Here is a 14,521-nt window from a genome sequence, read left to right as displayed (position 1 = left end):
AAACAACCCTTTTAAATTATCATTTTTTAATTAGCCTTTTCCATAACAGCTCTTTCTTTAGCTTCATCTTCTAGACTTTTATTTGGTATTATTAGATTTAAAACAAATGCAACCAATGTCGCAATTACTATTGGAGATTCTCCAAATACTAACTTTACAAATGGAGGAAATGCTTCCTGTGCTGCCGGAACTGATGTTATTCCCATACCTAAAGCTATTGCCAAACCTACAATAGTAATATTCCTTGATGACAATTCTTCTGTAATAATTAACTTTATACCTGTCATTGTTATCATACTGAATATAGATATTGTAGCCCCTCCTAAAACAGAATATGGTATAGTTGTCATCAATGCACCAAACTTAGGTACAAACCCCGATAATAACATAAATATACCAGCTATTCCAAGCACAAATCTGCTTATTACTTTGTTCATAGCTACCATACCTACATTTTGACTATATGATGATGGTGGTAAACCTCCAAACAAAGCACCTATCATAGTACAAATTCCACTTCCTATTACTCCACTTGACAGTTCTTTATCTGTTATATTTCTATCCATACCTCCCATTGTAGTAGCTGACAAATCTCCAATTGCTTGAACAGCATTGATTATACTTACAATTACTACAGAGATTACTACTGGTATATCAAATTTAAGTCCAAATTCAAGTGGCTTAGGTATAGCAAACCAAGCTGCCTCTCTAATAGGGTCAAAATTTATTATGCCCAAAACTAAAGATACACAATATCCAACTATAATTCCCAAAAATATTGCTGCCAATTTTGCATAACCTTTTGCAAATTGACTAATACCTATAACTACCACTAGTGTTATAGCTGCTACTGCCCAATTTTGCATAGAGCCATAAGTAGGGCTATTTACACCACCTGCCATATAATTTATTGCTATAGGATATAAAGATAATCCAATTGTAAAAACTACTGTTCCTGCAACTATATTAGGAAAAAATTTTCTTATCTTTTTTATAAATATTCCTATTAATACTGTAGCCACTCCCCCTATTAATTGTGCTCCCAATATGCTCGCTAGTCCATAACTTCCTCCAACTGCTACGAGTGTTGGCACATAAGTAAAACCGACTCCAAAAATTATAGGCAATCTTGAACCAATATTTACTATTGGATATAGTTGTATAAGTGTTGATATTCCAGCTATTATTAATGCATATTGCACTAAAAGTGTTATTTGTGTGGCACTAGCACCAACAGCTCCTCCCACAACTATAGGTACTGTGACAGTTCCAACTATCATTGCTAGTATATGCTGCATTGATAGTGGTAAACACTTTAAAATTGGTGGCCTTCCATCAATATCAAACATAGATACACTTTTTTGATATTTACTCAAGGTTATCACTCCCAACTATTTTTTAATGACAGTTATTATTCAACATCCTTTCTTTTTTATTTTGTCATCTTGATTTAATATGAAGCAATTATAATGCCAATATTTTAACAAAATTGTTTTACATATATAATTTTTATTATATTTGTTAGTATTTAATAATTTGATAAACCATTTCTTTTTTTAAATTCTTTCAAATTTTTTTTATTTTTGGATAATAAAATCTTATTACAAAAAAAATCACTTAGAAAATAGTTTTTCAAGTGATTTTTATCAATTTTATAATTTCAAATTTTAGAATTGAGAATTAAAAGAATAATTACTATACATCTATCTTTCTATACAATGTTGCTAGCGATATTCCAAGCTTTTTAGCAGCTAACTTTTTAGATTTAGTATCATTTCCATAAAACTTTAATACCTTTTTTATATATGCTCTCTCAAATTCTTCAAGGGTAAGTATATCTTGTTCCATATTTATTTCATAGTCACTTTCCTCAAGTAATTTTATATTTATTTTGTTTAACTTAAAATATTCAATTATCTTTCTATTTATTATACCTTTATGTATTATCCCATCTTCTTCAAGAAGATTTAAAGCCAATTCTATAGTGTTTTCTAATTCTCTTATATTTCCTGGCCACGGATATTTAAGCAGCATATGTTCTACATCTGGCTCTATATGGTATACATTTTTCTTCATCTTCCTTGAATATTTATCTATAAAATTATTTATTAATATTTGTATATCATCTCCTCTATCTCTAAGAGGAGGTACTTCTAGAGGTATTACATTCAATCTATAATATAAGTCTTCTCTAAATTTATTTTCTTTAACCAACTCAAATAAATCTCTATTAGTAGCTGATATAATTCTAACATCTATATCAATTAGTTCATTTGAACCTATTCTTGTAAACTTCTTTTCCTGTAACACTCTCAAAAGCTTTGATTGTAATTGAATTGGCATATCCCCTATCTCATCTAGAAATACAACTCCTCCATTAGCTAATTCAAATTTACCAATTTTGCCTTTTGAATCTGCCCCACTAAAAGCTCCTTTTGTATACCCAAAAAGTTCACTTTCTAGCAAGGGCTCTGGTATAGCAGCACAGTTTATAGCAACGAATGTTTTATTCCCTCTGTTTCCTGCGAGATGAATGGCTCTTGCTATTAACTCTTTTCCAGTGCCACTTTCTCCAGTTATCGCTACAGTAGAATCACTATTTCCAATTTTACAAATTCTATTTTTAAGAGCAAGCATTACATCAGACTCCCCAATTATAGAGTCTACTGTTGTTGTTCCCCAAATATTGTATACTTCCATTCCACCATACATTACTGAATCACTGTGTTTATCCATAAAATATCAACTCCAAATAAGTATTATATATAATCATCATTTAAATTATCTATTTAATTATATCATAACAGAAAAGCTTAGTTATAATTTTACAATAATATTTTAATTTTCAAATGAAGCTTAAGAAAAAGTATACCTACTTAAATTTCAATTTAGCAGGTATACTGTCTTTATTTTGCAAGCATTCTATGCTAAATAAGCAATTATAGTGCCATGTTTAACATCTAAAATAGTTTACAAAAATTTTCATTTATTATTTTTTTATAGTTCTTATATGCTATAAAATTGTTTATTGCTTTATACAATGTATTTTTATTATTTTTATAATTCTTATTTTTAAAATTTATAATTAAAAATTATTTTTTTCAAATCAGATATGGTGTTTTTTATATTATCTAATCTTACAGTTTTTGCTTCTATAAATTTACCTTTAAACGACTCCAATAATCTCCATGAGCTATAATTTTTATCTTTTTTAATACAAGGATATAATAATATACACCTTTTTGCATTTTCATAAGATGTTATATATGCATACATCTGATATATATCACTTGATCTATAGAAGATATTTGAATCCACTTCAATAGCTTTCCATTTTGTATCAATTATGATTTCAGATTCATATTTTGAATCATATAAAACTATATCTGGTCTTAAATTAAAAGTTTTCTTTCCTGTTTGCTCATTTTTTAAAAGAAATTTACTTTTATCTTGTATATACGTTTCTCTAAATTCATTATTCCATATATTTTTTATTAAGTTTCCGATATATTCTTCATATAAAATGTTTATTTCAAATAATATAGAAAATGCATCTTGATTATTTTCGCTGTTATCCATCGATAAATTTAAAAGTATAAGTTTCGCCAATGAGTAACAATCTTTAAATCTATCATTATTTTTATAAAATTTGTAATCCAATAGTTCTTCTCTATTTATATAAACTAAGTCCACATTATAAAAATAACTCAAAATTTTTTTTATCTTATTTTGAATTAAATTGTCATTTACTCTACATAATATAGATATACATGCCTTTTTTAAAACTTGATTCAAAAAATTATTTTCGCTATACTCATCATATTCACATTTTATTTTCATTGGAGATATATTTTTTTCTCTTGCATATTTACTTATTAATATCTTGCCTTTTACAACATTCGAATTATCTATCTTATTTATATATTCAAAATAAATCCCTCTCTTAATTTGCATTTGCATACTTTCAATAAAATACATAACAAAAAAATTCATGAGATTATAATTTTTTAAACTTGATTTTATATTTTCGTTTATTATAATTGGAATCTTATTACATGTAGAAAGCATTTGTAATAGCATTTCTCTATCTTTTACAATATCATTACTTAATGACAGCTTTGGAAGTATCTCCAATATTACATTTTCAAAATATATAACACCTACATAATTTATGAATCTCAGTTTTTTATATCTGATATCTATTATATTACTCTTTAACACATCCTTATTATTATCCAGATATTTAAGTAATTTTTCATATTCAGTTTCTGTAAGTTCATTTTCACCATTACCTACTTTTATCCATTCATAAGTTTCCTTTACATATATATTTTTACTCATATATATTTTTTAACTCCTCAATAGATATATTTCGTTTTATACAATAATTAACTTTACTTTCCATTATTGATGAATTATTATTTTTAAATAATTTAGATGCTGTGATTTCTTCCTTATAAACAATATATTTATCCTTTTCATTTTTACCTATACCACCTAAAATAAGTCCTACTTTTTCTGAGTCATAATAGAAATATTCTTGAAGAAGTGGTATTATTTTTTTTCTAAATATGGCCACTATATCATCAATATTTTCTACATTTAGTAAGTAGGCCTGTCCAATAACATGGTCTCTATCATATAAAAACTCTATTCTCTTATTAATTGTATATAGCATATTTTTAACATCTATTCCATCTACAACGGACAATAAATCATAGTCTGGCATAATTTCTTCAAAAGCAAATCTTCTTCTCAAAGCTATATCTAAAAGAGCTATGGATTTATCTGATGTATTCATAGTACCAATTATATATAAATTTGGAGGTAGAGAAAATCTTTCTTTTGAATATGGTAGTTTTACGATAGTTTGATTTGATTTAGTAAGTCTTTTATCATCTTCTAATAATGTTATTAATTCCCCAAATATTTTAGATATATTTCCTCTATTGATTTCATCTATTATTAAAACATAGTTTTCTGATTCTTCAAAATTAAAGTTCTCGACATCTTCTATATTATCAAGCACCAACATCTTTTTTCTTGCCTTTACATCTTCTATAGTTAAAGTATCTTTTTCTAACTCAAGATTTAGCTTCTTTTCAAGTTTCAACCCATCGTAACATGCTTCTATAGATATTTCCTTCAATATACCATCTTCTGGCTTAAAATTACCTTCACCATCGGATTTGAGACCTTCTATAAACTCTTCATATCCATATGATTGATGAAAAGTACAAAATTCTACATTATTTTTATAATCTACATAACTTGTACAATCATTATTTTTTAAACTAGTTTCATTTATTAAATTATAAACTATTTGTTTTGCATTATATGTTTTACCCGTCCCTGGTGGACCATAAAGTATGGTATTTAATGGAATTTTATTAATACATCTTTTTATATATTTTTCAACTAAATTATTATTTTCAAAGATAACCCATGCATTTCCATCAATATTCTCTTTTTCATTTTCTATCCATTCTACAGGTAAAAAACATCCACCTTCTGAAGTAGTTATTTTGTCTTTATCAAAACCCTCTTTAACTTGACAAACACCAAATAAGCTTTTCATTGTATGGTCATTTTCGTAACTTACTTTTTCGCTATTATATACTAGAATATAATCATCTGTATTTATATTTTTCAAGTTTTCTAATTGTTCTAAATTAGTGGGTTGAATAAACAGTTCTTCATTCTCTACACACTTATCTACATCTATATAATAATAGTTTTTTAGGTACCATTTATTATTGTCATTTTCTTCTATTCTTTTTTTTAATGATTTATTATGTTGCAATTTAATAATGTCTAAATATGTATTTATATCTTCATTATTTAATTTATAAAACTCACTCGTATATATTTTACAATTTAAAACTGTATCAAATGTGTACATCCATTTTATAGGTAATGTATGACCCAAGATATGACTTAATTCATAACCATTTTCAAAACTTTCTTCAACAATACCAATAAGAACACTATACTTAATTTTTTCTTCTACATTTTGATATGCCTTATATAGAAAATAATCTCCTTTTTTAACTGAAATAAATTTTTTTATAAAATCTTTGTCATTACAGTTCTCATTAATGTATTTTTCAGATTTTTTTCCCATATTAAGCACTTTTTTTAAATTTATTTTTATATCAAATCCCAATGCAATTATGCTTTCTTCTTTAAAAATTTGTGGTGTATCTGTCTCTTGATAAAAAAATTCTTCCATTAGCCAATACTCTGTAACATTTATATTTTCAGACATATACTTCTCCTTAATATCTAAAATACATTAATTATATAACATTCCCACTTTAATCTTTCCATCTAAATTTTCTTTTAAGTATAAAGAAAATATTATTTCATAGCCTTCTTCTACCTTACTTTGAATATTATTCATCAAATCATTTAATTCAACTAGTGAAAATTTATCATTTCCTTCAACAAAAACTATACCTTTTTTCCCAATAAATTCTTCACCAAAATGTTCCATATTTTCAAATAAAATATCTACTATTTCACTGTGCTGTTTTGAATCTTCAAATTCTTCAAAAGAATACTTAATCCCTTTATCACTTATAATAGCTTCTTTTAAATCACTTATATCTATATTTATCATACAAGAGTCTGAAATAGATTCTATCATAACATTCATCAAATCAACAAATTTTAAAATACTATTTTCATTGACTTTAAATTCTCTATTAATTCCTAAGTCATCTTTATTTTCTTCTTCTGAAGAATTTATACCTATAGATAAAATTCGTCTTTCATTAGACATGTATGAAATAGCTTTTATAACTTCTCGACTTTGTTTATCTTCAGCTGAATATGCTAAAAATAATATGTCAACTCCATCTAAAAGACTTCTAACATATTCTTTTTCAACCTCTTGATTCATAGTAATTTTTTCTATATCCATATTTATTTTTACTTTTTCTTCTATTTCATTTATTATATTAATACCTTTAGCTCCAATACCAATTATCTTAGCATTCTTATTAAAACTTTCCATTATAATATATATCTCCTTAATAATTATTTAATTTTAACATTTTTAAATATTATATCATATTTTCTTCATAAAAATATTTTAACTCTTTAGCCCTATCATAAAGTAATTTATTCATAAATTTTGGTTCTATAACTTTAGCATCTTTTCCTATTGAAAATAATGTAGATATCCACCAATCTATTTCTTCATACTTTATAAATTTACTAATTGTTCCACTTCCATTTTCATTTAATTCTATATCCAAATCTAAAAAACTTCTAGTTATTTTAGAAATACCTTCTTTTGTGAGTAATATATGCAAATGAACAATTTCACTAGTTTTCTTAGTAATTGCCATCTCTTCATTTAACTTGCTATATACTGAATCTAGCCAACTTTTCAAACTTATACATGCTTTTTTAGACTCTCCTACTTTTTCAATTTCCAGTACTTTGTCTATACGTATTAGTATAATATTATCACTTTCATAGTCATACACTGGTGAAAACCAAAATCCTTCATTTAAATATATACCTATTGGGCATATTTTTTTCTCCAGCAACTGATTTCCAGATTTATATTTGATATTTAAAACACAAGAGTTTGATGAAGACCTGAAAAATTCAGTCACAATATTGGCATCAATATTTTTATAATTAGCTATAAACTCAATATATTTTTCAATGTTGTTTATACCTATTTTTGCACTACTTTCACGATTATAATTTATTTTTTTAATTATAGAATCAATTTCTTTTTTTATGTGTGAAAAATTGTAAACTTGTAGTGACTTAAATGCAAAAACTATAGACATAACTTCTTTTTCTGTAAATATAACAGGAGGTATATAGCTATTATTTAATACCCTATAACCTCCATTTCTACCTTTTTCTGCTTTAATTGGAAGCCCCATTTCATTTAATTCTATTAAATATCGTTGAATAGTTTTAGTTGAAAGATTAAACTTCTCTGACAACTCTTTGATTGTAAACTTTTGTCTATCATTAATATATGTCCAAACATCAGTTAATCTCTTTATCTTTGACAAATAAAATCCCCCTTATAATAATACTATTCTTAATTCACACTAATTTTTTAATCTACAAAATAACTTTCTGCACTCTAAAACTTAATATCAATGATATTTCTATATTTTTTCATTAAAAAACAAAAGAATGGTACTCCTACCAAGGTTACTACTACAAATTCTCCAAAACCTACTTGTATCATCGATAATATTAGAGGAAGTCCAAAAAATATATTTAACATTAATCCAACTACAATTGCATTTATGATAGTAGGCCATATAGAAGCTATAATTAATGTGCTTTTATTTTGACCGCCTAACTTTCTAGTAATATACACTAAACTTGCACTTACAAATGTGGCAAATGTTCCAAAAATTATATCAGGTACACCATATGGACCTATTACATTGGCTAAAAAACAACCTAATGTAAGACCTACTATATATCCCTTATCTAAAAATGCTAGAAGCATCATAATCTCGGCTATCCTAAATTGTATTGGTCCATAACTTATAAATCCTAATGATAAAGTTAAAACTGCATAAATTGATGTAACAACTGCTGTTACTGCTATATTGGTACTATTTCTTCTCATATATCTCTCCTAGTGAAAATTTTATTGCTAAAAATTAATAATATAATTTTATTTTATACAAAATTTATAAACTTAAACAATAATTTAAAATAAATAAATTATTTTAACGAACTATTTTATTAATCTAATTTATATTATACAATAGAATACATATAAAATTAAATAGTTAGATTTTAAATATATGTTATAATTATCATATATATAAATTAAAATAAGTTTATATCTTAATTAAAAACATTAAAAAAGAGCCTTAAAATTAGGCTCTAATAATTTATTTTAAAATCAATGAACTCTAGCATCTTTTAATTTAGATAATATCATCCAAGTTCCTACACAATCAATTTCCAGCTGTTTCTCTATTTCATCATATAACATTTCTTGATATGATGTATTTAAAACAACATTTTCAACAAGTTTAGAAATTTCTTCTTCTACGAAGTCGATTTCTATTTGATTCTTCATTTCCTTAAAAAATACCCTTGCTTTTCTCTGACTTATTGAACGACCCTCAAAGCTGACTAAACATTCTAAAATGTTATTATCTCCTCTAAAATTATTTACTGCTCTCATATTATTTAGATTTCCAGCCAAAACATCATCCCCTTAGTTAATTTTATATTTTACAAGTAAAGTTTCATAATATTATAATAACTACTTATTAAATATCTTTCAACAGGTATGACATAACTGGTTGTTTAACATGTAAAACTAGTCTAAAATCTGTATAAAATACTTACTTATTCATTTCCATAAAAACTTTTTCAGGTGTAATAGGAAGTGTATTTACTCTAACCCCAACACCATTAAAAACAGCTTCTTGTATTGCTGGTAAAGGTGTATTTATAACAACCTCTCCAACAGATTTAGCTCCAAAAGGTCCTGTTGGCTCATAGTTTTCAACAAAATCAACTTCCACATTTCCAATATCACATCTAGCTGGAATCTTATATTGCATAAATGTGTTTGTATCCATGTTACCTTTTTCTGTATATCTAACTTCTTCAAACATTGCCATTCCAATACCTTGAACAATTCCACCTTCAACCTGTATCTTTGCTAAGTTTTTATTTATAACTGTTCCACAGTCCACTATGGCTACATAATTTAATAAGTCAACTTTTCCAGTTTCTTTATCAATTTCAGTTTCTGCAAAACCAGCTATAAAAGGTGGTGGTGATACTGGACTACCATGAGATGCGAGACCTATTAATTGATTAGTATTTGGTCCAATTGTAGAGTCAACTGCTATGTCAAATAACGAAGTACTGCATTCTTTACTAGTTAATTTTATACCATCAAATTCTAATTCGTCTTTATCTACACCTAGTTTAGTTGCTCCAGCAGATATTATTTTATCCCTTAAATCCTGAGCTGCCTTAACTACTGCCATCCCAGTTACATAAGTGGTACTTGAAGCATATGAACCTGGGTCATATGGGACCAAGTCTGTATCTGCTGATATAACTGTTATATTTTCAATACTTGTCTCAAGAATTTCAGCAGCCATTTGAGCTAGAATTGTGTCACTTCCTGTACCCATATCAGTAGAACCTATCATAAGTGTATAGTCTCCACAGTCATTTAGTTTTATTTCAGCTGAAGATTTATCAAGCCCTTGTATACCAGAACCCTGCATAGTAATTGCCATACCCACACTTCTAACTTTTCCATTTTCAAGATGCTTACAAGGATATTTTTCATCCCATCCGATAAGTTCTTTCCCTTTATTTATACATTTTACTAAGTCTACACTATTTAAAGTTTTTCCATATGCAAAGGTAGTTTCACCTTGTGTTACTACATTTTTTAATCTCAAGTCCGTTGGGTCCATTTTTAATTTGTCAGCTAACATGTTTATAGTTGATTCAACAGCGAAACAGCCTTGAGAAGCTCCATACCCTCTAAGTGCACCTGCTGGCATTTTATTAGTATAAACTACATCTGCGATAAATCTTGTTGCCTCAACCTTATTATACATTGGTAAAGTCTTTTCCCCAACTAAGCCAATAGTTGTAGAAGCATGTTCTCCATATGCTCCTGTATCTGAAAGTGCATTTATATCGATAGCCTTTATTATTCCATCATTAGTAGCACCTAGTCGAACTTTTAGTTTCATTGCATGTCTACTAGTCGAACAATTAAAAGTTTCTTTTCTATCATATATTATTTTAGCTGGCTTACCTGTTTTTAAAGTTACAATAGCTGAAAAAATCTCAACACAAGCAGTTTGTTTACCACCAAAGCCACCACCAATTCTAGGTTTTATAACTCTAATTTTACTAGCTGGTAGTTCTAATGCACGGGATAGATGTCTTTTAACATGAAATGGTATTTGAGTTGAACTTACTACAACTAGTCTTCCAGCATGATCTAAATAGTTATATGATCTATACGTCTCCATCATTGCATGGGCTTGAGCTTGAGTATAATATGTTTCTTCAATCACTATGTCACAATTACTTAATACTTCTTCTATATCACCTTTTGTATAGTCATGATGTGACACTATATTCTTTTCTCTCTGCATACCTATTTCAAAATTACAATGTCTATCTTCATCATGTACTATAGTTTTATTTCCGATTGCCTCTTCAAAATTCAAAACAGGTGTTAGTACTTCATAATTTACCTTTATAAGATTCATTGCTTTAACTGCACTTTTTTCATCTATAGCTGCAACTATAGCTACCTCATCACCAACATATCTCACAACATCTTCAAGAATTAGCCTATCATAAGGTGATGGCTCTGGATAGGTTTGACCAGCAAGTGTAAATCTAGATTTTGGTACATCTTTATATGTTAAAATACATTCAACACCATCAACCATTTCTGCCTTTGATGTATCTATATCTTTTATCTTTGCATAAGCATAAGGGCTTCTAAGTATCTTTACTATTAAAGCATCTTTTGCTGCTAAATCATCAGTATATACAGGTTTTCCTGTTGTTATACTCATTCCATCTATTTTTTCAATTCCTTTTCCAACTATATTCATATTCTACTTTACCTCCAGATAAGTTTTGATAGCTCTTAACTGTCCCATATATCCTGTACATCTACATAAATTTCCTGTTAAATAATGTTTTATTTCTTCGTCTGTAGGGTTCTTAAGCTCATCTTTCATTGCAAGTACAGTAAGTATAAAACCAGGAGAGCAGAAACCACATTGTTCAGCTCCTTCTTTTACCAAAACTTCACTAAATTCTTTAACTTCATTTTCTAAACCTTCAATTGTAGTTATCTCTTTATTTAAAACTCTCAAGGTTAATGTCGCACAAGATAATGTAGGTTTCTTATCTATTAAAACTGTACAGAGACCACAACAACCTGTATCACAACCCCTTTTTACACTTAAATTGCCAACTTTTCTTAAGGTATCAACCAAATATTCTTCTGGCTCTATATCAATATTTTTCATTTTTCCATTTATATTAAGCTTTACTAACATTAAATAACCTCCATTATAGCTCTTTTTAAAAGTACTTTACTCATAGCTTTTCTATAGTCTTTAGATGCTCTCATATTAGAACCAAATGTTAATTCCTCTGAAGCTATTTCTATTGCCCTATCTATATTAGCTTCATTAATTTCATTATTAGATAAAAATTCACTAGCTTTTTTTGCAATCATAGCTTTTTGAGGTCTTGCTCCTACACACAACTTAAACTTCTTACCATCTTTTGAAACAGACACATTCAAAATAGGGTAATCACTTTTTGCATTTCTCAATGACTTATAAGAGGCTTTTTTATTTTCCTTCTTTATATACACCTTAGTCAATAAGTCCTTCCCATAATCTCTATCTAAAAACTCTTCAAGGCTAATTCTCCCACCCTTATATAACTCTACTTCTGTATCTAATGAAAGCAATGCCACTATCAAATCAGAAAACCCATATTTAGAAAATACTGTTGCACCAACTGTTACTACATTTCTAAACTGAATTCCTATTATATCTTTAACTGAATCTTCTATTATTTTACCAAAATTATCTTTTATTATTGAACTTGTTTCCAATGTTCTAAAAGTAGTCATAGAACCAATTTCAACATACTCTTTATCTTCTTTTATATAATCTAGGTTTAGGTTAGATAACTCTATTCCTGTTCCTATTCTTTTTTTCCCCATTCTTAAAAAAGCACTTCCACCAATTACTTGATTAGTTTTTCTTTTATTTAAAATTGAGTACGCTTCTTCCACTGTATCTGGTTGTACAATATCTATAACCGTAAACATAAATTTCCTCCCTTATTCGCTATTCTTATTTTAAATACAACTAATTATATCACAGCTTCAACAAATTTTGATAATAAATATATGCAATATGTAAATTATGTAAATTCATTTTTACATAAAAAATAGCTACTTCAATAATTATCACTAGATAACCTTAAAATAGCCATTATTATGTATCCTTTAAAGTGAAAAACTAAAAAGTTGATACCTTTTCGCTTATATTTATCACTTCTTCTTCTAATAATCCAAGTTTTTTAGCTACCAATTTTGTAGTGCTTCCTTGTATTACTAATGTAATTAATATAGACATAAATACTACTGATGAAATTACTTCATATCCAGGAACTTTCATTGCTGAAATAATACCACAAAGTGCAGCTGGGATTACACCAGTTTCTCTTACCCACATCATGAACAATATTTCATTTTTACTCCATTTTGCTTCTCTGTCTGCAAGTGCACATACTAAGACACAAATTGGTCTTGCTATAAACATTAATACTAGCACTGCAATTACAGATGGTACAAAATATTTACCTAACTGAGCCAAATTAACTTGACTACCTAATATTATGAATATCGCCATACGACAAATAGTTCCTAAAGTCTCAGCAACATAAAAATCTGCATCATAAGATTTTTGGCTTAACCATATTTTAAAGTTTTTCTTGTTACCAGTTATTATACCTACAATAAAGCAAGACATATATCCACTTCCGCCTAATTTTGTAGATAATTCATATGCAACCACAACTGAAATAACAGATATTATTGGTGCAAAATCTTTAAATATACCATATGGCTTATCATTAACCAATTTCAAAAGCAGTATTCCTGTAATTAGACCAACTACAATTCCTACAACAACCATTGTACCTAATTCATAAATATTGGCACTTAAGGAAAACTTATTTGATAAAATTACAGCTAACACTGCTGATGTTAATATAGCTCCTGTTGCATCATTAAAAGCTGATTCACTTATTACAGTTTGTTTTACTCTATCCTTTATCTTTACTTGATTAAATATAGGTACAAGAGTAGCAGGGTCTGTTGATGCTATTATAGTTCCTGCTAATAAAGCAGTCATTGCACTTACTCCAAAAGTAAATCCTATTACTTGTTGCATTATAAAAGCAGATATCACTACTCCTACAGTAGCTAGTAAAAATACAGATATCTTTACATTTCTCAAAACCTTTAAACTTATTTCTTTTCCACCTAAATATAATATAAATGCAGAACCAAATGTAAGTATCAGCTGATTCTCTATTTGGAATCCACGAATATCTATAAATTTCAAAAATGATGGTCCTATTAAAATACCTACTAGTAAAAATAATACAACATCTGGAACTTTTACGATTTCGCTAAGTTTGCTGCAAATTATTCCAGTTATACTCACAATAGCAAAAATTATCAATAAATTATTGCTGGCAATTGTATGTATAGATGATTCCATGTCAGTCTCTCCTCCTAATATGCATGTATACAACATATTCATTTATTCATTTTACTATACAATTATAGCACAGAAATAAATGTTATCAATCATATTTTTTATCACTTGCAACTTTACCTTCATTTTTGACAATTAAATAACGCTCATATAATTTTATCTTTTTTTTCTTGCCAAGAAAAGGTTGATTTTGTCAAGTTTTA

The 14,521-nt window shown here is 27.5% G+C and carries 12 protein-coding genes; all 12 read right to left on the bottom strand.

Annotated elements, in window-relative coordinates; translation table 11 throughout:
• Window positions 1–26 precede the first annotated feature (26 nt).
• On the bottom strand, window positions 27–1,349 hold the full coding sequence (locus IC213_RS03650) for a nucleobase:cation symporter-2 family protein (RefSeq protein ID WP_227862853.1): 1,323 nt from the start codon (window positions 1,347–1,349) through the stop codon (window positions 27–29).
• Between the two features lie 346 nt (window positions 1,350–1,695).
• Entirely contained in the window at window positions 1,696–2,736 is a 1,041-nt protein-coding gene (locus IC213_RS03645) for a sigma-54 interaction domain-containing protein (protein ID WP_227434740.1), read from the bottom strand.
• A gap of 336 nt (window positions 2,737–3,072) precedes the next feature.
• Complete coding sequence (locus IC213_RS03640) at window positions 3,073–4,341, bottom strand: McrC family protein (RefSeq protein ID WP_227862754.1); 1,269 nt, start codon at window positions 4,339–4,341, stop codon at window positions 3,073–3,075.
• Window positions 4,334–6,268: an AAA family ATPase gene (locus IC213_RS03635; protein ID WP_227862753.1), complete on the bottom strand. Its 1,935-nt coding sequence runs from the start codon at window positions 6,266–6,268 to the stop codon at window positions 4,334–4,336. Before IC213_RS03635 ends, IC213_RS03640 begins: the two co-directional genes overlap by 8 nt.
• 27 nt (window positions 6,269–6,295) lie before the next feature.
• Entirely contained in the window at window positions 6,296–7,018 is a 723-nt protein-coding gene (locus IC213_RS03630) for a cell division protein (RefSeq protein WP_227862752.1), read from the bottom strand.
• Window positions 7,019–7,067: 49 nt separating this feature from the next.
• Window positions 7,068–8,045 carry a WYL domain-containing protein gene (locus IC213_RS03625; protein ID WP_227862751.1) on the bottom strand — a complete coding sequence of 326 codons (978 nt, stop codon included), beginning with the start codon at window positions 8,043–8,045 and terminating at the stop codon, window positions 7,068–7,070.
• Between the two features lie 74 nt (window positions 8,046–8,119).
• Window positions 8,120–8,620 carry a QueT transporter family protein gene (locus IC213_RS03620; protein ID WP_227434745.1) on the bottom strand — a complete coding sequence of 167 codons (501 nt, stop codon included), beginning with the start codon at window positions 8,618–8,620 and terminating at the stop codon, window positions 8,120–8,122.
• 282 nt (window positions 8,621–8,902) lie between these two features.
• On the bottom strand, window positions 8,903–9,211 hold the full coding sequence (locus IC213_RS03615; protein ID WP_227434746.1) for a hypothetical protein: 309 nt from the start codon (window positions 9,209–9,211) through the stop codon (window positions 8,903–8,905).
• Between the two features lie 142 nt (window positions 9,212–9,353).
• A complete protein-coding gene (locus IC213_RS03610; RefSeq protein ID WP_227434747.1) occupies window positions 9,354–11,618 on the bottom strand; it encodes a xanthine dehydrogenase family protein molybdopterin-binding subunit in 2,265 nt (754 codons plus the stop codon).
• Between the two features lie 3 nt (window positions 11,619–11,621).
• Entirely contained in the window at window positions 11,622–12,071 is a 450-nt protein-coding gene (locus tag IC213_RS03605) for a (2Fe-2S)-binding protein (RefSeq protein ID WP_227434748.1), read from the bottom strand.
• A complete protein-coding gene (locus IC213_RS03600; protein WP_227482570.1) occupies window positions 12,071–12,859 on the bottom strand; it encodes an FAD binding domain-containing protein in 789 nt (262 codons plus the stop codon). The genes IC213_RS03605 and IC213_RS03600 overlap by 1 nt, the downstream gene beginning before the upstream one ends.
• A 193-nt stretch (window positions 12,860–13,052) precedes the next feature.
• Window positions 13,053–14,321 carry a cation:proton antiporter gene (locus IC213_RS03595; protein ID WP_227434750.1) on the bottom strand — a complete coding sequence of 423 codons (1,269 nt, stop codon included), beginning with the start codon at window positions 14,319–14,321 and terminating at the stop codon, window positions 13,053–13,055.
• Between the last annotated feature and the right edge of the window lie 200 nt (window positions 14,322–14,521).

Source organism: Clostridioides sp. ES-S-0049-02, from assembly GCF_020658465.1.
GTDB lineage: Bacteria > Bacillota > Clostridia > Peptostreptococcales > Peptostreptococcaceae > Clostridioides.
Note: the sequence above shows the minus strand (reverse complement) of the source record. Positions and strands in the feature narration are given on the sequence as shown.